Source organism: Pseudomonas sp. NFACC37-1, from assembly GCF_900101575.1.
Lineage (GTDB): Bacteria > Pseudomonadota > Gammaproteobacteria > Pseudomonadales > Pseudomonadaceae > Aquipseudomonas > Aquipseudomonas fluorescens_AA.
In genome coordinates this window covers 86,988-108,034 of record NZ_FMUZ01000007.1, presented here as the reverse complement: position 1 = coordinate 108,034, position 21,047 = coordinate 86,988, and the positions used below count along the sequence as shown (strand labels likewise).

Below are 21,047 nucleotides of genomic sequence, written 5' to 3'. Positions count from 1 at the left end.
TGTAGGTACAAAAAATATTCATGATTACCTCAGCCGACCTGTTTGGTCGGGCTGTGGTAGATGTCAGCGAACATGTCAGCCATGGCTTCTTCGCTGGGTTCTTCCTGCATTTGCACACTCACGGCACGACTGACCAGTTGATGACGGCGCGGCAGATGCAAATCATCCGGGATCCGCGGCCCATCGGTCAGGTAGGCCACCGGCAGTTCATGACCGATCGCCAGGCTCAACACCTCGCCCAGGCTTGCCGTTTCGTCCAGCTTAGTCAGGATGCAGCCAGCCAGTCCGCAGCGCTTGTAGCTGTGGTATGCGGCGGTTAGAACCTGTTTCTGGCTGGTGGTTGCCAACACGAGATAATTTTTTGACTTGATACCGCGTCCGGCCAGGCTTTCGAGCTGCATGCGCAGGGCCGGATCGCTGGCTTGCAGGCCTGCGGTATCGATCAGCACGACGCGCTTGCGCAGCAACGGCTCCAGCGCCTGGGCCAGGGATTGGCCCGGATCCACATGGGTCACCGACACATTGAGGATCCGGCCCAGGGTCTTGAGTTGTTCCTGGGCACCGATGCGGAAACTGTCCATGCTCACCAGCGCGATGCTCTGGGCGCCGTACTTGAGTACATAACGGGCGGCGAGCTTGGCCAGGGTGGTGGTCTTGCCCATGCCGGCGGGACCGACCATGGCAATCACCCCGCCCTCCTCCAGCGGCTCGACTTCCGGCGTGGCGATCATCCGCGCCAGGTGCGCCAGCAACATGCGCCAGGCCTGGCGAGGCTCTTCGATACCATTGATCAGCGCCAGCAGGTCCCGGGACAACGGGCCGGACAAGCCGATGCGTTGCAGGCGACGCCACAGGTTGGCCTGGGCCGGACGGCTGCCTTGCAGCTGATTCCAGGCCAGGGAGCCGAGTTGGACTTCCATCAGTTCGCGCAGGCTGTTGAGTTCGAAGCGCATCGAGTCCAGGGCGCGCGGGTCGAGGCCGCGGGCAGGCGCGGCGGGTGCCGGCTCAGGACGACGCGGTTCGGCCTGGGCCTGCTCGATCAGCGGCTCGGCAGCGGTCAACGGCAGGCCGGCGGTCAGCGGCTGACCGGCGAACAATTGACGATTGGTGCCCGCGGCACCCTCGCCTTCGCTGCTGCGCAGGCTCAGTTCGGCCTGGGCGCTGGCGATACGCGATTGGGTCTTGCGCAGCTCGTCTTCGAGTTCCATGTTCGGAACCCGCGGGGCCAGCGCAGACAGTTTGTAATCCAGGGCCGCCGTCAGCTCGACACCGCCGGCGATACGACGGTTGCCAATGATGGCTGCTTCAGCGCCCAGCTCGTCACGAACCAGTTTCATGGCCTGACGCATGTCGGCGGCGAAAAAACGCTTCACTTGCATAAACCACTACCTCAGCCGTTGGGCCCTACTGTCGCAACGATGGTCACTTGCTTGTTGTCCGGTATTTCCTGGTACGCCAGCACATGCAGCCCCGGGACCGCGAGGCGACCGAATCGCGAGAGCATCGCGCGAATCGGACCGGCCACCAGCAGGATCACCGGTTGGCCTTGCATCTCCTGCCGCTGGGCTGCTTCGATCAGCGAACGCTGCAGCTTCTCGGCCATGCTTGGCTCCAGCAGAACACCCTCTTCCGAGCCTTGTCCTGCCTTCTGCAGACTATTGAGCAATATCTGTTCCAACCTTGGCTCCAAGGTGATCACAGGCAGCTCAGACTCAGTGCCTACAATGCTTTGGACGATTGCGCGGGACACGCCGACCCGAACCGCAGCCACCAAGGCGGCGGTATCTTGACTCTTGGAGGCGTTGTTGGCGATGGCCTCGGCGATACTGCGTATGTCGCGCACGGGCACTTGTTCGGCCAGCAGCGCCTGCAGCACCTTGAGCAACTGCGACAACGAAACCACGCCCGGCACCAGCTCTTCAGCCAGCTTCGGCGAGCCTTTGGCCAGCACTTGCAGGAGTTGCTGGACTTCTTCGTGGCCAATCAGCTCGCTGGAGTGCTTGTACAGGATCTGGTTCAAGTGGGTCGCCACCACGGTACTGGCGTCCACCACGGTATAACCGAGGGACTGGGCCTGGGCCCGCTGGCTGATTTCGATCCACACCGCTTCCAGGCCGAAAGCCGGATCCTTGGCGGTGATGCCGTTGAGGCTGCCATAGACCTGGCCCGGGTTGATCGCCAGCTCGCGATCCGGGTAGATCTCGGCTTCGGCCAGGATCACCCCCATCAAGGTCAGGCGATAGGCGCTCGGCGCCAGGTCGAGGTTGTCGCGAATGTGTACGGTGGGCATCAGGAAGCCCAGGTCCTGGGAGAGCTTCTTGCGCACCCCCTTGATCCGCGCCAGCAACTGCCCCCCCTGGTTACGGTCGACCAAGGGAATCAAACGATAGCCGACTTCCAGGCCGATCATATCGATCGGGGTCACGTCATCCCAGCCCAGCTCCTTGGTTTCCATGGCGCGGGCCGGCGACGGCAGCAGCTCCTGCTGGCGCTTGACCTCTTGCAGGGCCTGGACTTTCTGCGCGTTCTGCTTCTTCCAGAACAGGTAGGCACCGCCCGCGGCGGCGGCGGCCATGGTCAGGAAGGAAATGTGTGGCATCCCCGGCACCAGGCCCATCACCGCCATCAGGCCAGCGGCAACGGCCAGGGCCTTGGGCGAGGCGAACATCTGCCGGCCGATCTGCTTGCCCATGTCTTCAGAGCCCGAAGCACGGGTCACCATGATCGCGGCCGCTGTGGATAACAACAGTGATGGCAATTGCGCCACCAAACCGTCACCAATGGTCAACAAGGCGTAAACCCTGCCGGCGTCGCCAAACGACATGTTGTGCTGGAAGATGCCGACAGCCATGCCGCCGATCAGGTTGATGAACAGAATCAGCAGGCCGGCGATGGCGTCACCGCGCACGAATTTGCTGGCACCGTCCATGGAACCGTAGAACTCGGCTTCCTGGGCCACTTCCAGGCGACGCAGCTTGGCCTGGCTCTGGTCGATCAGACCGGCGTTGAGGTCGGCGTCGATCGCCATCTGCTTGCCCGGCATCGCATCGAGGGTGAAACGCGCGCTCACCTCGGAAATCCGCCCGGCGCCCTTGGTCACCACGACGAAGTTGATGATCATCAGGATGGCGAAGACCACGATACCGACCACGTAGTTACCGCCGATCACCACCTCACCGAAGGCCTGGATCACCTTACCGGCCGCGGCGTGCCCGTCCTGGCCGTGGAGCATCACCACGCGGGTGGACGCCACGTTCAGCGCCAGGCGCAACAGCGTGGCCACCAGCAGGATGGTCGGGAAGACGGCGAAATCCAGTGGCCGCAGGGCGTAGACGCACACCAACAGCACGACGATCGACAGGGCGATGTTGAACGTGAAGAACACGTCCAGCAGGAACGGTGGCACCGGCAGCATCATCATGGCAAGCATGACCAGCAGCAACAACGGCACGCCCAGATTACCCCGGCTGAGGTCTACGACATTGCTGCGCGCGGTGCTGAGTAACTGTGAGCGATCCACCGATTTTCCCCGTTCCTGTGAAGCAAACTTTTGACGCTGGTAGCGTCATATGGCCTGCTTTTGCAAAAAGCCGTCCAACTTTGGAAGCGATAGGAAATTGACTCGGATGAGAGCACCCGGCCCGGAACATAGCCCCCTACAAGCACGAAACTTAAAAAGCGTCAACCTAGTACTTCTGTGAGTGGTCGAGACAGACAACTAAGGTATTGAATGGCCACTCGGGAGGTTGCAATCCATCGATTCAGCCCCCCTAGACGGAGGCCTGTCATGACCAAGAATATTTCCCTCGTCGAACTGGCTGAACAAATGGGCGTACATCCGGACGACCTGGACGAGCATGGCGTGTTGAAGCCCTATGTGGCGCCCGAGCTTGCCCCTTATCCTCCCGCTGAATATCCCGATACCGAGCAGCCCACCCGTTGCGATCCCGCACCTGGCGATGAACCGCTCTCGACACCCAGGGTAGGCTGGTGCCCGAGCGGCAGTATCAACAGCGGAATCTGCACTCCGTTCAATAATGTGCGACCAAACTGGATGGGCTACTACCCCAGCGCCACTGCGAGCCTGCGCATCGATGAAATGATACTGCCCGGGACCCACAACTCTGGCTCGGATAAACAAGCCCCACACACCAACAGTTATGACACTTGCCAGGACGTATCACCTCATAGTCAATTGCAAGCAGGTATCAGGGTACTCGACTTAAGGGTCCACTTTTATTGGGGTTACCCTGCGGGGGATTGGAGAAGATTCGGGATATACCACAGCCTCAATTCCGGGAGAAACGTGCGCGGTGACATCCTGCAGGCGGCGATGAATCTCTACCAAGCCTATCCCCATGAGGTGGTTATCCTGGATTTTCATGAGTTCAGGAACTTCACAGACGCAGGACATCTCGAGCTGGCCTCGGTTATAAAACTTTCCCTGGGCGATAAATTGATAGAACCCAAATGGAAATCACTGGTACTCAGACAACTATGGGTATTGCAGAAAAATGTCGTGATTGCCTATGACGATAATCGACGAGACTCACTATTCTGGCCGGGGGTCAATCAGCGCTGGATACAAAAGAACACGCCCTCCAGCAGCGAGCTGAAGAGTTTTATCGACCAAGTCGGCAATGAGATAAAGCCAGAGTATGAACTGCGCTCCATCCAGGCCCACAAATACACTAAAGTCGGGCAACCGGACGATATGTCACCGGACGTCATGAACTGGTTTGCGGCGGGCGCAACCAACTCGCCGATCATGAAGTTCTACATCATCAACACCGATTGGTCCTTGCGCCACCGGCATATCGATAATTGCATTCATGCCAACAGTTTCAGAAGCAAGCAATGGAGTGCCCTTTCGCTCACTCCTCTGGAACTTACCGATGGCTACATACCGCATGGACACCGGGCCATTGTCTTGAACATATACAACGGCAATTGGCGGGACAAGATAAGACTTCCTTCCTATGCGACGCCCAATGGCACCGTACTCATCATCAACAAGGCGCAATTGAATACAACCGTTCAGGTATCCACCAATAACACTCCAGCCAATAATCTGATTCTGGTGCAAGGTGATGTGGCGCTATTCATCTATGACGCCATCCAATCCAAATGGATAGTGCGGCCCGACGTTGTCCATTCCCCCAACACCTCAGGTGATACGGTCCCGAACATAGGTGCCGATGAGAAATTCGTCCGCTATCAGACTGCGGATTACAACTGGACAGACCATATCTACCTGCCAGGCACCGCACCTGCCTATAGGTATCTTGAGGTGACATCCGACATAACGGCTACCGAAGGCTGGCACAGCCACATCCACCGTCGATCCGGCGAAAGGGTCTATCGCTGCCAGCGGGGCGACCAGTATCTGTTCATGTTCAACCAAGGCGCCTGGCAGGTGCTAAAGACGCCCATACACAACTATGGCGCAGCCCAGGCGGGCGCCCAGATGGCAGATACCGGCACTGAAGAAACCCAGGTGCATTTCAGGGATGGGGACTTCGTCCAGCAGATCACACTTCCCGCCAATGCCTGGAACAACGACAAGGTCACCCTCACCTCCAGTGCAACCTACACCGCCACCGTCATGGGCACCAACCTGGCATCAGGGGCCAACTTGCAGCTTAAAAAAGGCGACACCTTCCACTTTCGCTATGTCGCTTCAGCCAACAAGTGGAACAAAGTTTCATTTGCCTAGCAGGAAGCCGGCAGCGTCTTGGGCGCTGCTTAAAATGCATTTACCAAAAGGGCCGTATTTTTGTTTGATAAGAGCTTTGCTTGCGCTCGGTTGTGCAACAACTGCCTTAGAACGAGCTGCTACGCGGCCCTGCGGGCGCAAGCTCCCTCGCCACGGTCAAGCAAAATACGAGCTACGCCGTAATCGGCGCAACATCCTGGTTTTGAGCGGCCAGCCTTTGTCGACGCACAGCAAGCTTCCGAACAAAGCTCACTCAGGAATCACGCCGCAAATCCGGCGGAATCGGCAAATCCTTGAGCGGCTCCGGGCGTTTGCCCTTGCCCGCGCGGTGCTGGCGGATCTGGTAGACGTAGGCCAATACCTGGGCCACGGCCAGGTACAGGCCTCCAGGGATTTCCTGGTCGAGTTCGGTGGAGTAATAGATCGATCGCGCCAGCGCCGGGGACTCGAGCAGCATCACCTCATTGGCCACGGCGATCTCACGGATCTTCAGCGCCAAGAAGTCGCTGCCCTTGGCCAGCAACACGGGAGCGTTGCCTTTTTCGGGGTCGTACTTGAGGGCGACGGCGTAGTGAGTCGGGTTGGTGATGACCACATCGGCATCGGGGATGGCCGCCATCATCCGCCGCTGGGAGACCTCCCGCTGCAATTGGCGGATGCGCTGCTTGACCTCCGGCTTGCCCTCCGCATCCTTGTGCTCGTCGCGCACCTCCTGCTTGGTCATCATCAGCTTCTGCTTGCTCTGATACAGCTGGATCGGCACGTCGATGGCGGCGATCAGGATCAGGCCGCAAGCCATCCATAACGTACTCCAGCCCACCAACTGCACGCTGTGGATAATCGCCTGCTCCAGCGGTTCGTGAGCAATGCGCAGCAGATCGTCGATGTCGGCCTGCAACACCGTCAGCGCGACGAACAGGACCAGCAGGAATTTCCCGAACGCCTTGAGCAACTCCATCAGCGCCGTGGTGGAAAACATGCGCTTGAGACCGGCGGCCGGGTTCATCCGGCTGAACTTGGGCGCCAGGCTCCCGGCGGCGAACAACCAGCCGCCCAGGGAAATCGGGCCGATGAAAGCGGCCAGCAGCAAGCAGATCAAGACCGGCTGCACCGCCAGGATCGCGATCTTGCCCGAGTGCAACAGATACTGGGACATGGCCCCCGGAGACAGCAGCACCTCGCGGGGCAGGGAGAAATTCAGGCGCATGATTTCCAGCAGGTCCAGGGCCAACCCGCCGCCATAAATCAGCAACCCGCCCGCCCCGGCCAGCATGATCGCCAACGTGTTGAGCTCCTTGGAGCGGGCGATCTCGCCCTTTTCCCGGGATTCGCGCAAGCGCTTTTCCGTGGGATCTTCTGTCTTGTCCTGACCACTCTCGCTCTCGGCCATGGTTCAGCGAGCCTGTGCCATGTCGCGTAGAAGCTGCAAGGCCTGGGTGGCCAGCGGCTGATACTGATTGAGGATATCCCCGAGGCTGACCCAGAAAATCACCATGCCCAGCACAAGGGTGAGCGGGAAACCAATGGAGAAAATATTCAACTGCGGCGCCGCGCGGGTCATCACGCCAAACGCAATGTTGACCACCAGCAACGCGGTGATCGCCGGCAATACCAGCACCATCGCCGCACCCAGGACCCAGCCGAGCTTACCGGCGATTTCCCAGAAATGATTGACCAGCAACGCACTGCCCACCGGCATGGTGGTAAAGCTCTCGGTCAACACCTCGAACACCACCAGATGCCCATTCATGGCCAGGAACAACAGGGTCACCAGCATCGTCAGGAACTGTCCGATCACCGCCGTCGTCACGCCATTGGTGGGGTCGACCATGGACGCGAAGGCCATGCCCATCTGGATCGAAATGATTTGCCCGGCCACCACGAATGCCTGGAAGAACAGCTGCAACGAGAACCCCATCAAGGCACCGATGAGAATTTGCTCGGCCACCAGCATCAGCGCGCTGAGGTCCAGGGCATTGACCGGCGGCATCGGTGGTAACCCGGGGGCGATGACTACCGTGATCGCCAGGGCGAAATACAAGCGTATGCGCCGGGGCAACAAGGTCGTGCCGAAGACCGGCATGCTCATCAGCACCGCGGTGACACGAAACAACGGCAGGATAAACGATGCCACCCAGGAACTGATCTGGGTGTCCGTCAGCTCGAGCATCGACATGGGGTCAGCCGATCAACTGCGGAATACTGCCGTACAGCTGCAGGATGTATTCCATGAAGGTTTGTACCATCCAGGGGCCGGCGACGATCAACGTCACCAGCATCACCAGCAGGCGCGGCAGGAAGCTCAAGGTCTGTTCGTTGATCTGGGTCGCGGCCTGGAACATCGCCACCAGCAACCCCACCAACAGGCTGGGGATCACCAGGATGGCAACCATCATGGTCGTCAGCCAGAGCGCTTCACGGAACAGGTCTACCGCTACTTCAGGCGTCATATCGTCCTACCCGCACAAAAGGCCTAAACACCGCCGAAACTGCCCGCCAGCGTACCGATGATCAACGCCCAGCCGTCCACCAGCACAAACAGCATGATCTTGAACGGCAGGGAAATGATCAGCGGCGAGAGCATCATCATACCCATGGCCATCAGCACGCTGGCGACCACCAGGTCGATGATCAGGAACGGGATGAAAATCATGAAACCGATCTGGAACGCGGTTTTCAGCTCGGACGTCACGAACGCCGGCACCAGGATGGTCAGCGGCGCCTGGTCGGCACTGGGGATGTCGGTGCGCTTGGACAGGCGCATGAACAGCTCCAGGTCACTGCTGCGGGTCTGGGCCAGCATGAAATCCTTGATCGGCACCTGGGCCTTGGCCACGGCATCTTGAGCCGTGATTTTTTCTGCCAGGTAGGGTTGCAGCGCATCCTGGTTCACCCGATCGAACACGGGCGCCATGATGAACATGGTCAGGAACAGCGCCATGCCGGTGAGGATCTGGTTCGAGGGGGTCTGTTGCAGGCCCAGGGCCTGGCGCAGGATCGAAAAGACAATGATGATCCGGGTGAAACTGGTCATCAGCATGACGAACGCCGGGATGAAACTCAGCGCGGTCATGATCAGCAGGATCTGCAGGCTGACCGAGTATTCCTGAGCCCCTTCGGCGTTGGTCCCCAGGGTGATCGCCGGGATCGACAGCGGGTCGGCGGCGAACGCCAACGGTGCGGCCAGCATCAGGGCCAATGCCAACAGAATGCGCAACGGCATTACTTTTTATCCTTCTGGTCTTTCCCCAGCAGCTCCATGAGGCGCTGGGCAAATTCGGGGCTGGCCGGCTCGCTGGTGGGTACCTGCACCGGTTCCTTGAGGACGTGCAAGGCGGTGATGGTGCCCGGGCTCAGGCCCAGCAGAATCTGCTCGTTGCCGACCTGCACCAGCACCAGCCGGTCGCGCGGCCCGAGCGCGCGCGAACCGACGATGTCGATGACCTGGCCCTTGCCGGTCGGTCCCGCCTGTTGCACGCGGCGCAACAACCACGCGAGAAAGAAGATCAAGCCCAGCACCAACAGCAAGCCGAGCACCAGTTGCGCCAGTTGCCCGGCGACCCCGCTGCCTGCCGCCGGCGCAACGGCCGCCGTGGCAACCGGTTCGGCCGCCAGCACGCTCAATGGCAGCATCGACGCTGCGGCGAAGAAACCTTTCACTCAGCGCAGCTTCTTGATGCGTTCGCTCGGGCTGATCACGTCCGTCAGGCGAATGCCGAACTTCTCGTTGACCACCACCACTTCGCCATGGGCGATCAAGGTGCCGTTGACCAACACATCGAGCGGCTCGCCGGCCAGGCGGTCCAACTCGATCACCGAGCCCTGGTTGAGTTGCAGCAGGTTGCGGATGTTGATATCGGTGCTGCCCACTTCCATGGAGATCGACACTGGGATGTCGAGGATCACATCCAGGTTCGGCCCATCCAGCGTGACTGGCTCGTTGCTCTTGGGCACGCTGCCAAACTCTTCCATCGTCAGGCGGCTGGACCCCTGATTGCCGCTATCGGCGGCCAGCAAGGCATCGATATCAGCCTGCCCGGCGTCGCCGGTTTCTTCCAGGGCCGCAGCCCATTCGTCGGCCAGCGCCTGGTCATCCTGGGTATTCATATCGTCAGCCATCATTTGTCCTCGGCGGGCAAAAATCAGTAAAAAACGTAAAATCCGTTACAAACTTAAGAAGTTGACACTGCTCAGCGGCGTTCGATCGGCTCAATCACCTGCAACGCCAGGTTGCCTTTGTGAGAGCCCATCTTGACCTTGAAAGCCGGCACGCCATTGGCGCGCATGATCATATCTTCCGGCATCTCGACGGGGATGATGTCCCCCGGCTGCATGTGCAGGATGTCCCGCAAACGCAACTGGCGCCGGGCGACTGTCGCGCCGATCGGCACATCGACATCGAGCACGTCCTGGCGCAAGGCATTGATCCAGCGTTCGTCCTGGTCGTCGAGGTCCGACTGGAAACCGGCGTCGAGCATTTCGCGCACCGGCTCGATCATCGAATACGGCATGGTCACGTGCAGGTCGCCGCCACCGCCATCGAGTTCGATGTGGAAGGTCGAGACCACGATGGCTTCGCTCGGCCCGACGATGTTGGCCATGGCCGGGTTCACTTCCGAGTTGATGTACTCGAAGTTCACTTCCATGATCGCCTGCCAGGCTTCCTTCAAATCGATGAAGGCCTGTTCCAGCACCATGCGCACCACCCGCAGCTCGGTCGGGGTGAATTCACGCCCTTCGATCTTGGCGTGACGACCGTCGCCACCAAAGAAGTTGTCCACCAGCTTGAACACCAGCTTGGCGTCGAGGATGAACAACGCGGTGCCGCGCAACGGCTTGATCTTCACCAGGTTGAGGCTGGTGGGCACGTACAGCGAATGCACATACTCGCCGAACTTCATCACCTGCACGCCACCCACAGCCACGTCGGCCGAGCGGCGCAGCATATTGAACATGCTGATGCGAGTGTACCGGGCGAAACGCTCGTTGATCATTTCCAGGGTCGGCATGCGTCCGCGAACGATGCGATCCTGGCTGGTCAGGTCGTAGCTTTTGACGCTGCCCGGTTCAGCAGCGTTTTCGGTCTGCACCAGACCATCGTCGACACCATGCAACAGCGCGTCGATTTCGTCCTGGGACAGCAGGTCCTGCACGGCCATGTCGTGTTCCTACTGCAATACGAAGTTAGTGAAGAGCAACTGTTCGATCACCACTTTGCCAAGCTCTTTCTGAGCCACTTCCTGCACGCTGGCCGTGGCTTTCTGACGCAGCATTTCCTGGCCGACGGGCGTGGCCAGGGTGTCGAAATTCTGTCCGGAAAAGAGCATCACCAGGTTATTGCGGATCAGCGGCATGTGCACCCGCAGCGCTTCCAGGTCAGCCTGGTTGCGACCTTGCAAAGTAATGCTGACCTGCATGTAGCGTTGACGACCGTTCACGGTGTAGTTGGCCACGAAGGCGGGCGCCATCGGTTCGAAAATCGCCGGCTGCTTGCCTACCGGCGCAGCCTCGACCGCCACTGCCGGCTTGCTCTGTGCACTGTGCATGAAATACCAGGTCGCCCCCACGGACACACCGATCGCCAGGAGCAAACCCACCACGATCATGATGATCAGCTTGAGTTTGCCTTTGGTTGCAGGGTCTTTTACAGCTGCTGCTTCGCTCTTCGCCATGCCAATAATCCGTCACTAATCGGGGTTTTCACTGTTGCACGGCAAGGCAGGAGCAAGTGTTATGCCAGAAGTGTCGGTACCCAGGATGACGGGCAGATACGCTCTTCAGCCCCCATGAAAGCAATGTGGGAGCGGGCTTGCTCGCGATAGCGATGAACCAGTCCCTGCAAGGATGACTGACAATCGGCTATCGCGAGCAAGCTCGCTCCCACAGGGGTGAGCATCGTTGGATCAGGCGTAGTAGTCGACCGCGCTGGTGCCAATGACGCTGGTTGTGCTGGCGGCCACTTCAGCGATACTGGCCGGGCCCGCTTCCTCCGCTGAATCCACCCGCCCGCCGGATGACGTCGTACGCCCGGCCCGGGCCTGCTGCTGGGCTTGCTGCTCCTGGTTCTGCGAACCCCGGGATTGATCCGACACACTGACGTCGACCTGGCCCATGCCCTGCTGGCTAAAACTGTCCCGCAGGCGATGCAACTGGCCTTCGAGGGCTTCACGAACGCCGGAGTGGGCACTCATGAACGTGACCTGAGTCTGCTGGTCCGGAACCATGTTCACCCGGATATCCAGGCGTCCGAGCTCCGCAGGCTGCAATTGGATGTCGGCCGCCTTGAGATTGACGCTGGACAGGTACATCACCCGGTTGACCACCTCTTCGGTCCAACCGCTCTGATTCATCGCGATAGGTTGATTGACCGGTATTGCGTTGGCGGTTTTGGGTGTAGCGGCCTGGGTCAGCGCGGCCAGGCGGTTGGCGAAATCATCCACACGAGTGTCGCTGGACGCCGCGCCCAGGTCCTTGAGGCCTTCGCTGATCAAGCCGCCAAAGGCCTTGTCGCCCCCCTGGCTACCGGACTCGGTGCTGTTCTGATCGGCTTGCACACTGAGCATGCTGGCCATACCGGCGGCAAAGGTCTGCGCCGACGTCGGCTCACCGTCGAGCGACACCGGGGCAGCGTTCTTGGGCTGCGCCTGGCTGGTGGCGGAAACATGGCCGCCCTGCTCCATTGCCAAGCGCAAGGCGGGCAATGCGTCGAGAGGGTCGGCTTCCGGGTCGAAGGCTGGATCGACAACCGGGACCGCAGGCTGGGCCGGGGCGGCCAATGGAACAACGGGCGCCGCGACTGCCGTGGCGACCTGAACCTCAGTCGTGACCGTCACGGGGGCAGGTTCCGCCGGGGCTGTCGCGACCGGCACCACCGTCATGTCCGGCAGCACGCCAGGATCCAGGCTCGGATCGACTGGTGCGGCATCCGCCACGGGCGTTTCAGCCAAGTCAGCACTGGTATCGCTGGCGGCCTTGTCGTCGGTGCTGGCTGGTTTGTCCGCGGGCAAGGGTTTGCCGCTATCGGCAACCGTCGGTTCCGGAGCGGCAGGGCTTTCGTTGCCGGTGTCTTTTTTGACGGTGTTATCGGCGGCCTTGTCGCGCGTCGATTTCACCACAGGCTCCGGGGCCGTAGCCGCTTTGGCAGGCGCCTGCCTGGCGAAGACTTGAGCGAAGCTGGAGGCTCTATCCCCGAGGTCCGGGGCCGCTGCCGGTGAATTGACGGCGACCTTGGGCTTGGCCTGGACAGAGGCCTGAAGCAGTGAATTTGGGGTAACGGGCATAAAAAAGTCTCCGCTGCACTGGAATCATAGGTACAGTCGAGACTAGACAATGCAAGGCACGGGCCAACGTTTACTTGGCCGTCAAATCTCAGCAGTGAAAGCCTTCACGCTCTTCCCGGCAAAGCTTGCGGACATGGGCGAACTCGCTGTCGATTTCGTTGACCAGATTCTCGATACCGCCCAATGAAGGCTGCTTGGCACGCTGTTCCAGTTCGCCGCACAGCTCGGCCAGGCGGATGGCGCCCATGTTACTGCTGCTGCCCTTGAAGCTGTGGGCGGTGGCGCTCAATTTTTCAGCGTCCCGCGCTTCATGCAGCACGCGCAGGCGAGCCTCGGAGTCGTTGAGAAACGTATCCAGCAACTCCAGATACCCCTCCTCCATGACTTCCTTCAACGTGCTGAGCACGTCGCGGTCCAGATGAATCTCGTTCACTTGCTCGCTCCCTGATCAAGAATGACGCCAATTATGCCAGAGCCTCCCAGAAAAACTCCACGCGCGCACTACGACCATCGTCTGACCAGCGGGCCTGGTGGCTCAACTGGCGCACCAGGCCCACGCCGCGCCCCGACAACCGATCACTGTCCACGGGGCGTGCCAGCACCCGGGCGACATCGAAACCCTCGCCGCTGTCTTCGACCTCGATGGCCAGGCGACCACCCTCGCCGTTTGGCGAAACGTGCAAGTGCACCCGCACGTAACCGTCGCTCAGTTCATCCAGGCGCGTATTACGTTCGCTGTAGTAGCGAGCAAAACCCGCCGCATCACACTTGAGGCTCGAGTCGAGCCCCAGCACCCCGTGATCCAGGGCATTGGAGTAGAGCTCAGACATGACACTATAAAGAGCACCACTCTGCGCCCTGAGCCCATGGACCTCAAGCAGCAACTGCAACAGGTAGGGCATCGGGTTGAAGCGCTTGAGGGTCTGCGCCCGGAACTCGAAACTCACCGACCAGTCCAGTGGGCTGGACTGTCCGCTATCGGAATATACCGGGGGTGGCGGATTGAGTTGCGTCGGTGCGACCAGCCGCACCTCGACCATGCTGAAGTCATCACGGGCCTCACCGCGAAAATCCCGCAGGGCCTGTTGGATGTCCTCGAAAAGACGGTCAGGTTCACGGTTGGCCGAAAACACCTGCTGCAACCGCTCCACGCCAAACGGCTGATCATCGCGGTCACTGGTCTCTATTACGCCATCGGACAACAGGAACACCCGGTCCCCCAGGGACATCGAATGCACTTCGGTGCGGTCATCGAACAAGTGCGGCGCGAGCACGCCCAACGGCAGGTGCCGCGCCGGCAATGGCGTACGCTCGCCGCTGAGGCTGTCATGCAGGTAACCATCGGGCATGCCACCGTTCCAGATTTCCACCGTGCAACGCTGGAAACTGAGGCACAACAGCGTTGCGCAACAGAACATGTCCACCGGCAGGATGCGCTTGAGCTTGGCATTCATCTCCCGCAGGATCTGCGCCAGGCCGTAGCCCTTGGCCGTCATCCCGTAGAACACTTCCGCCAGCGGCATCGCCCCGACCGCCGCCGGCAAACCGTGCCCGGTGAAATCCCCCAGCAAGACGTGCATGTCGCCGGCCGGGTTGAACGCGGCCAGCAGCAAGTCGCCATTGAACAAGGCGTAAGGTGATTGCAGGTAGCGGATGTTCGGCGCGCTCAGGCAGCCGGAGTGGGCGATCTTGTCGAACACGGCCTTGGCGACCCGTTGTTCGTTGAGCAGATAGTCATGGTGCCGGGCGATCTGGTCGCGCTGCTCCACCACCGTGGCCTGCAACCGGCGCAAGCGGTCCATGGCCTTGATCTTGGCCGCCAGGATTACTTGGTTGTAGGGCTTGGCCAGGAAGTCGTCGCCGCCCGCTTCCAGGCAACGGGCCAGGGCTTCGCTCTCAGTCAGTGAGGTGAGGAAAATGATCGGGACCAATTGGTCCCCAGCCAGTTGCTTGATTCTCTGTGCGGCTTCGAAGCCGTCCATCACGGGCATCATCGCGTCCATCAGCACCAGGTGCGGACGCTGTTCCAGATAGGCGTCGACCGCTTCGGCGCCATTGGCCGCGGTGAGCACGTGGTGACCCTGGCGGCGGACAATGGTCGACAACAGCAGTCGATCAGCGGCACTGTCTTCGGCAATCAGGACCGTCAGTGGCTCCGACGACGATTGCATGGCGATCAACTGATGTCGAACAGCTTGTCGAAATTGGAGATCGCGAGGATTTTCTTGACGTCGGAACTGCTGTTGACGACTCGGATATCCGACTCATCGCCGCCAGCATGATCGCGCAACAGCAGGAGCATGCCCAAGGCGGAACTGTCGAGATAAGTGGCTTCCTTCAAATCCACCACGACGGATCCTGGCAATGGATCGAGCCGCTCATACGCCTCACGAAACTCTTGATGCCGACCGAAATCGAATCGACCCTTGATCGAAATCGTCAATTTCTGCCTATCGGGGGATACTTCGGTAACGACTGACATGATCGGCTTCCTTGTCATGGACATACGTGTACAAGGTGTAGCATCTGGTAAAGGTCTGAGCAAGGTTTTGCCTCGCTCATACGACAAAATCCTGGTTTCGCATCAGTAAGGATTCTGGCGTGGCAGGCGCTGGGACAGCTCATCGAGCAGTTTCTGTTCGCGCTTGTCTTCCAACTGTCGCGCTTCATCGATATAACGCTGCACCAGTTTGCGCAACCCTTCGACTCGGGCAAACGCCTCTTGCCAGCTCTGGCGAGCCTTCTCCAGGTTGTTCTGGTGCCAGACCAGGCTCTGGCGCTGCTGGTCGATGGCGGTACCCAGTTGTGCCAGGAACCCCTGGTAACCCAGCAACCATTGCCCGGACACCCCGTGGCTGCCCCGGGCAATCCACTGCTCCTGGTATTCGAGTCGAAAATTTTCCAAGTCTGCCAGTTTGCTCTCGGCAACGGCCACTTGCCCCTGGAAATACGCCAGTCGCTGGACGGCAGTCTTCTCGGCCTTTTCCGCCATGTCCACAACGGGTGCCAGGCGCGCCGCACGACTCGTGGCCATGGCCGGTTACGTGCCTGAGACCGGCGCGAAAATAGTCTGCAAGTGCGCCTCGCTGGCGCCCATGCCGATGTTGTCGTTCAAGCTTTGGCGCAGGTAGACGGCCATGGCCGGGTAGAGACTGATGGCGGTGTCGGTCTCGCGGTCACCGCCGGGCACATAGGCACCGACGCTGATCAGGTCACGGCTTTGCTGGTAACGCGACCAGTACTGCTTGAACTGCTGGGCCCGCTTCATGTGTTCGGCACTGATCACCGACGGCATGACCCGGCTGATGGACGCCTCGATATCGATGGCCGGATAGTGACCTTCTTCGGCCAGGCGCCTGGACAGCACGATGTGACCGTCGAGCACACCCCGGGCCGAGTCGGCGATGGGGTCTTGCTGGTCGTCACCTTCGGACAACACGGTATAGAACGCGGTGATCGAGCCGCCACCCTTTTCCGCATTGCCGGCGCGCTCCACCAGTTTCGGCAGCTTGGCGAACACCGAAGGCGGATAGCCCTTGGTGGCCGGCGGTTCGCCGATGGCCAGGGCGATTTCCCGCTGGGCCTGGGCGAAGCGGGTCAGCGAATCCATCAGCAACAGGACATTCTTGCCCTTGTCGCGGAAATACTCGGCGATGCGCGTGCAATACATGGCAGCCCGCAGCCGCATCAACGGCGCATCGTCCGCTGGCGAAGCCACCACCACCGAACGCTTGAGCCCTTCCTCGCCGAGGATGTGCTCGATGAATTCCTTGACCTCACGGCCCCGTTCACCGATCAGCCCCACCACGATGATGTCGGCTTCGGTGAAGCGGGTCATCATGCCCAACAGCACACTCTTGCCCACCCCAGTGCCGGCAAACAGGCCCAGGCGTTGGCCGCGACCGACCGTCAATAAACCGTTGATGCAACGGATACCCACGTCCAGCGGCACGCTGATGGGGTCACGCTTGAGGGGGTTGATCGTCGGGCCGTCCATCGGCACCCAATCCTCGGCCTTCATGCCGCCCTTGCCGTCCAGCGCGCGCCCGGCCCCGTCCAGCACGCGCCCGAGCATGCTCATGCCCATGGGCAGGCGACCATTGTCGGCCAGGGGCACGACGCGCGCGCCGGGCGCGATGCCGGCGACGCTGCCCACCGGCATCAGGAAGACCTTGCTGCCGGAGAAGCCCATGACTTCGGCTTCGACCTGCACGGGGTGGTAGCTGTCGTCGTTGATCACCATGCAGCGGCTACCCATGGCGGCACGCAGACCCTCGGCTTCGAGGGTCAGGCCGACCATGCGCAGCAGGCGACCTTCCAGGATCGGTTGGCCGGCCAGCTCACTGGCCTCGGCGTAGCTGCCCAGGCGCTTGCCGAAGCTGGTTCGCTCAAGGCGCATCGCGGTTGTCCGGTACGGAAGCGTCCAATTCAGGCACCTGCAGCTCCACATCGGCCGGCGCGGCATCGGCACTGATCTGGGGATCGTCCGGCAACTCCAGGCTCAGGTCGGCGGCGGCCGGGTGCAGGGCCTGTTCGTGCAGTTGGTCGAACAACTTGGCCATGATCTGGCTGATGCGGGTTTCAACGGTGGCGTCGATGCGGCTGTGTTCGGTTTCCACCCGGCAACCGCCCGGCAGCAGCGCCGCGTCCTCGACGATGCGCCAGGTTTCTTCATGGCGCTCGCGCAGGGCCTTGACCAGTTCGAAGTCCTGGGGATTGATGTACAGCCGCACGTTACCCACGCCCAACGGCAACAACTTGAGCGCTTCACGCATGACGTGTTCGATCTGACTCGAATCGATGGCCAGTTCGCGCTGGATCACTTGCTTGGCGATGTGTTGCACCAGGCCCACCAGGGATTTCTCGATCTGGGTGTCCTGCTCGGCGATGGGGTCGAACAGGTTGAGCATCAGCGATTCCAACGCACGGAGCTTGGCCGTCAGCGCCACATCGGCTTCCTGGCGGACCTTGAGCGTGGTGCTGTGGAAGCCTTCCTTTTCACCCACGGCAAAGCCTTCGTTATAGGCTTCCTGGCGAATGCTCTCGACTTCCTCGAGGGTCAGTGGCTGGACTTCTTCCAGCGGCACCTCCTCCATTTCCGGCAGCTCTTCCACCGGCTCCGGCTCAGGCTCGGGCACGTGAGGGTCGAAGCTGGGCAGCGACCAGACGTCGAAACCACCGACGTCCCGGGCGCGGATCAGGTCGCTGGGCGCTTCATCACTCTTGGCAGACATAACGACCTTAGATCATCTCTTCGCCGCCCTTGCCACCGAGAACGATCTCCCCGGCTTCGGCCATGCGGCGGGCGATGGTGAGGATTTCCTTCTGTGCGGTTTCCACATCGCTGACGCGCACCGGGCCTTTGGCCTCGAGGTCGTCGCGCAACAGTTCGGCCGCCCGTTTGGACATGTTCTTGAAGATTTTTTCCTTGACGCCTTCGTCCGAGCCCTTGAGGGCCAGTACCAGCACATCGGACGACACTTCGCGCAACAGGGCCTGGATACCACGATCATCGACATCGGACAGGTTGTTGAACACGAACATGAGGTCTTCGATCTGACCGGACAGGTCTTCGTCGAATTCGCGGATCGAGTCCATCAACTGACCTTCGATCGAACTGTCGAGGAAGTTCATGATGTCCGCCGCACGCTTGATGCCACCCAGGGTGGTGCGCGAGGCATTGGAGTTGCCCGAGAACTGCTTCTCGAGAATCTGGTTCAATTCTTTCAGGGCCGCCGGCTGCACAGTATTGAGCGAAGAAACGCGCAGGATGATATCCAGGCGCACCTTGTGGTCGAAGTTGCCCAGCACTTCGCCAGCCTGGTCCGGGTCGAGGTAAGCCACCACGATCGCCTGGATCTGCGGGTGCTCGTAACGGATCACGTCGGCAACCGCCCGCGGCTCCATCCACTTGAGGCTGTCCAGGCCGCTGGTATTGCCACCCAGCAGGATCCGGTCGATGAGGCCGTTGGCCTTGTCCTCGCCCAGTGCCTGGGTGAGCATCTTGCGCACGTAGTCGTCGGAACCCACGCCCAGGCTGGTCTGATCGCCGACGATGTCGACGAACTCGCTCATCACCTGCTCGACCTGCTCACGGTGCACGTTACCCATCTGCGCCATGGCCACGCCCACGCGCTGGACCTCCTTGGGCCCCATGTGGCGCAGCACCTGGGCGGCGTCGGTCGAGCCCAGGGACAGCAGCAGGATCGCGGCTTTGTCGACCCGGGACAATTTGGCAACAGCGGCTCGATTATCACTCATCTGCGTTAATCCACTCTTTCACGACCTGGGCCACACGACCCGGGTCTTCTGCCACCAGACTCTTGATAGCGTTCAACTGAGCGTCATAGCCTTCGCTCGGGCTTGGCAGCAGAATGCTCTGCGGCCCGCCGAGGCTGACGCGATCATTGGCCAATTCGCCATCCAGGCCGCCCATGCCGCCCAGCTCCACATCACCCAGGCCGGCCAACTGCTTGTTCCTGCCGCCATTGGTGATGTTGTTGAGCACCGGACGCAGCACGCCGAACACCAGTATCAGGATGAACAGCACACCCAATACTTGCTTGACCACATCCCAGAACCAGGGTTGCGAATAAAATGGAATATCGGCGACCACTTCACCGCGCTCCAGGGAGAACGGCACGTTGATCACACTGACACTGTCGCCGCGGCTGGCGTCGAAACCGACGGCGTCCTGCACCAGGCGAGTAAAGCGCGCCAATTCGTCGGCGCTCCATGGCGCACGACTGGTTTCGCCGTTGGCCGGGTTGACCTTGACCTGATCGTCCACCACCACCGCGACCGACAAGCGATTCAAACGGCCCTGCTGTTGCTTGGTGTGGCTGATGGAACGATCGAGCTCGAAGTTCTTGGTCGACTGCTGACGCTTGTCGGCCGGGTACGGCGCCAGCATCGGCTGGCCGGTGGCCGGGTCCATGATCTGCTGGCCATTGGCATCGATCAGCGGCTGGCCTGGCTGCACCATGCCGGCGGCCGCCGTGGCGCCACCGGTGGTTTGCGGCGCACTGGCCGGCGACGGCGGCTGGTTGCTCAGGGCACCCGGGACGCCTTGCGGGCCATTGCTGGCGGTGCGTTGTTCATTCACCGACTGCTCGCTGCGCAACGCCGGCTGATCCGGGTTGAACTGCTCGGAAGTGGACTCGACGGCGCTGAAGTCGACATCGGCCGACACTTCGGCTTTATAGCGATCGTTACCCAGGATCGGTTGCAGGATGTTGTGCACCCGCTGGGTCAGCATGCCTTCCATGCGACGGCTGTAATCGAATTGCTTGCCGGCCATGGTCAGTTCGGAGTTTTCCGCCTGGTCGGACAGCAGGTTGCCCTTCTGGTCGACCACGGTGATCTGCGATTTGCTCAGCTCGGGTACGCTGGTCGCCACCAGGTTGACGATGGCCACGACCTGGCCTGGCTCCAGGGAACGGCCCGAATACAGCTCGACCAATACCGAAGCACTGGGCTTGCGCTCGTCGCGCACGAACACCGAGCTTTTCGGAATCGCCAGGTGCACGCGGGCACCCTTGACGTTGTTCAGGCTGGAAATGGTCCGCGCCAGCTCACCTTCCAGGCCGCGACGATAACGGGTCGCTTCCATGAATTGGCTGGTGCCCAGGCCCTGGTCCTTGTCGAGGATCTCGAAACCGATGTTGCCATCGGTCGGCGTCACGCCGGCCGCGGCGAGCTTGAGGCGCGCACGGGCGACGTCATCGGCCTTGACCAGCAAGGCGCCGGAATTGGGTTCGACGGTGTAAGGAATGTCGGCGGAAGCCAGGGTCTCCATGACTTGCTTGGCGTCCATGCCCGCCAGGCTGCCATACAGCGGACGATAGTCCGGCTGCTGGGACCACAGCACCACGGCAAAACCAATCGCCACGCTGGCAGCCAGGCCGACCAACAGGCCAACCTGACGCAGCATGGTCATCTCGGAGAGATTTTCCAGGAAGGACAGGCCGAACAACGGCGGCTTGCCGTCTACCGGAGTGGCCTTGGCTGGAACGTTATCAACGGCTGCTTCTGCCATGACTCAATAATTT

The 21,047-nt window shown here is 60.8% G+C and carries 20 protein-coding genes; 1 reads left to right on the top strand and 19 read right to left on the bottom strand.

Translation table 11 applies throughout. From position 1 onward, the window contains the following. Window positions 1-29: 29 nt before the first annotated feature. Both flhF and flhA read right to left on the bottom strand, forming a co-directional pair. On the bottom strand, window positions 30-1,379 hold the full coding sequence (gene flhF, locus BLP82_RS11035; protein WP_060738636.1) for a flagellar biosynthesis GTPase FlhF: 1,350 nt from the start codon (window positions 1,377-1,379) through the stop codon (window positions 30-32). An 11-nt stretch (window positions 1,380-1,390) separates the two neighbouring features. Beyond that, window positions 1,391-3,520: a flagellar biosynthesis protein FlhA gene (gene flhA, locus BLP82_RS11030; protein ID WP_092167453.1), complete on the bottom strand. Its 2,130-nt coding sequence runs from the start codon at window positions 3,518-3,520 to the stop codon at window positions 1,391-1,393. A gap of 267 nt (window positions 3,521-3,787) precedes the next feature. On the opposite strand from flhA, the gene BLP82_RS11025 reads away from it, so the two are divergent. Further along, window positions 3,788-5,716 (top strand): hypothetical protein, encoded by a 1,929-nt coding sequence (locus BLP82_RS11025; protein WP_092167451.1) that lies wholly within the window; start codon window positions 3,788-3,790, stop codon window positions 5,714-5,716. Window positions 5,717-5,969: 253 nt separating this feature from the next. Here the strand turns inward: BLP82_RS11025 and flhB are convergent, their stop codons facing one another. The 17 genes from flhB to fliF all read right to left on the bottom strand — a co-directional run bounded on the left by flhB (window position 5,970) and on the right by fliF (window position 21,034). Continuing rightward, on the bottom strand, window positions 5,970-7,106 hold the full coding sequence (flhB, locus tag BLP82_RS11020) for a flagellar biosynthesis protein FlhB (protein WP_092167449.1): 1,137 nt from the start codon (window positions 7,104-7,106) through the stop codon (window positions 5,970-5,972). Between the two features lie 3 nt (window positions 7,107-7,109). Then, window positions 7,110-7,892, bottom strand: coding sequence for a flagellar biosynthetic protein FliR (gene fliR, locus BLP82_RS11015; protein ID WP_092167447.1), 783 nt, complete (start codon window positions 7,890-7,892; stop codon window positions 7,110-7,112). 4 nt (window positions 7,893-7,896) lie between these two features. Then, window positions 7,897-8,166, bottom strand: coding sequence for a flagellar biosynthesis protein FliQ (gene fliQ, locus BLP82_RS11010; protein WP_038858957.1), 270 nt, complete (start codon window positions 8,164-8,166; stop codon window positions 7,897-7,899). 23 nt (window positions 8,167-8,189) lie between these two features. Then, window positions 8,190-8,939, bottom strand: a complete 750-nt coding sequence (gene fliP, locus BLP82_RS11005) for a flagellar type III secretion system pore protein FliP (RefSeq protein ID WP_060738641.1) — start codon at window positions 8,937-8,939, stop codon at window positions 8,190-8,192. Then, window positions 8,939-9,376 carry a flagellar biosynthetic protein FliO gene (gene fliO / locus BLP82_RS11000; protein WP_092167444.1) on the bottom strand — a complete coding sequence of 146 codons (438 nt, stop codon included), beginning with the start codon at window positions 9,374-9,376 and terminating at the stop codon, window positions 8,939-8,941. Before fliO ends, fliP begins: the two co-directional genes overlap by 1 nt. Beyond that, window positions 9,377-9,835: a flagellar motor switch protein FliN gene (gene fliN / locus BLP82_RS10995; RefSeq protein WP_060738643.1), complete on the bottom strand. Its 459-nt coding sequence runs from the start codon at window positions 9,833-9,835 to the stop codon at window positions 9,377-9,379. A 71-nt stretch (window positions 9,836-9,906) separates the two neighbouring features. After that, entirely contained in the window at window positions 9,907-10,875 is a 969-nt protein-coding gene (fliM, locus tag BLP82_RS10990; protein ID WP_053120288.1) for a flagellar motor switch protein FliM, read from the bottom strand. Window positions 10,876-10,884: 9 nt separating this feature from the next. Next, window positions 10,885-11,388: a flagellar basal body-associated protein FliL gene (gene fliL, locus BLP82_RS10985; RefSeq protein ID WP_072341628.1), complete on the bottom strand. Its 504-nt coding sequence runs from the start codon at window positions 11,386-11,388 to the stop codon at window positions 10,885-10,887. Window positions 11,389-11,619: 231 nt separating this feature from the next. After that, window positions 11,620-12,996 carry a flagellar hook-length control protein FliK gene (locus BLP82_RS10980; protein ID WP_092167442.1) on the bottom strand — a complete coding sequence of 459 codons (1,377 nt, stop codon included), beginning with the start codon at window positions 12,994-12,996 and terminating at the stop codon, window positions 11,620-11,622. An 88-nt stretch (window positions 12,997-13,084) separates the two neighbouring features. Next, complete coding sequence (locus tag BLP82_RS10975; RefSeq protein WP_053178502.1) at window positions 13,085-13,429, bottom strand: Hpt domain-containing protein; 345 nt, start codon at window positions 13,427-13,429, stop codon at window positions 13,085-13,087. A gap of 31 nt (window positions 13,430-13,460) precedes the next feature. After that, complete coding sequence (locus BLP82_RS10970; RefSeq protein ID WP_092167440.1) at window positions 13,461-15,167, bottom strand: ATP-binding SpoIIE family protein phosphatase; 1,707 nt, start codon at window positions 15,165-15,167, stop codon at window positions 13,461-13,463. Between the two features lie 5 nt (window positions 15,168-15,172). Continuing rightward, window positions 15,173-15,478: an STAS domain-containing protein gene (locus tag BLP82_RS10965; protein ID WP_092167437.1), complete on the bottom strand. Its 306-nt coding sequence runs from the start codon at window positions 15,476-15,478 to the stop codon at window positions 15,173-15,175. A 102-nt stretch (window positions 15,479-15,580) separates the two neighbouring features. Then, window positions 15,581-16,030: a flagellar export protein FliJ gene (gene fliJ / locus BLP82_RS10960; protein WP_053182982.1), complete on the bottom strand. Its 450-nt coding sequence runs from the start codon at window positions 16,028-16,030 to the stop codon at window positions 15,581-15,583. Window positions 16,031-16,036: 6 nt separating this feature from the next. Beyond that, the gene (gene fliI / locus BLP82_RS10955; protein WP_003199089.1) at window positions 16,037-17,395 is read right to left on the bottom strand and encodes a flagellar protein export ATPase FliI; all 1,359 of its coding nucleotides are present in this window, start codon (window positions 17,393-17,395) and stop codon (window positions 16,037-16,039) included. Next, on the bottom strand, window positions 17,385-18,230 hold the full coding sequence (fliH, locus tag BLP82_RS10950; RefSeq protein WP_092167434.1) for a flagellar assembly protein FliH: 846 nt from the start codon (window positions 18,228-18,230) through the stop codon (window positions 17,385-17,387). Before fliH ends, fliI begins: the two co-directional genes overlap by 11 nt. Before the next feature lie 7 nt (window positions 18,231-18,237). Continuing rightward, window positions 18,238-19,257 (bottom strand): flagellar motor switch protein FliG, encoded by a 1,020-nt coding sequence (gene fliG, locus BLP82_RS10945; protein WP_003199086.1) that lies wholly within the window; start codon window positions 19,255-19,257, stop codon window positions 18,238-18,240. Beyond that, window positions 19,250-21,034: a flagellar basal-body MS-ring/collar protein FliF gene (gene fliF / locus BLP82_RS10940; RefSeq protein WP_060738649.1), complete on the bottom strand. Its 1,785-nt coding sequence runs from the start codon at window positions 21,032-21,034 to the stop codon at window positions 19,250-19,252. Before fliF ends, fliG begins: the two co-directional genes overlap by 8 nt. Window positions 21,035-21,047 lie beyond the last annotated feature (13 nt).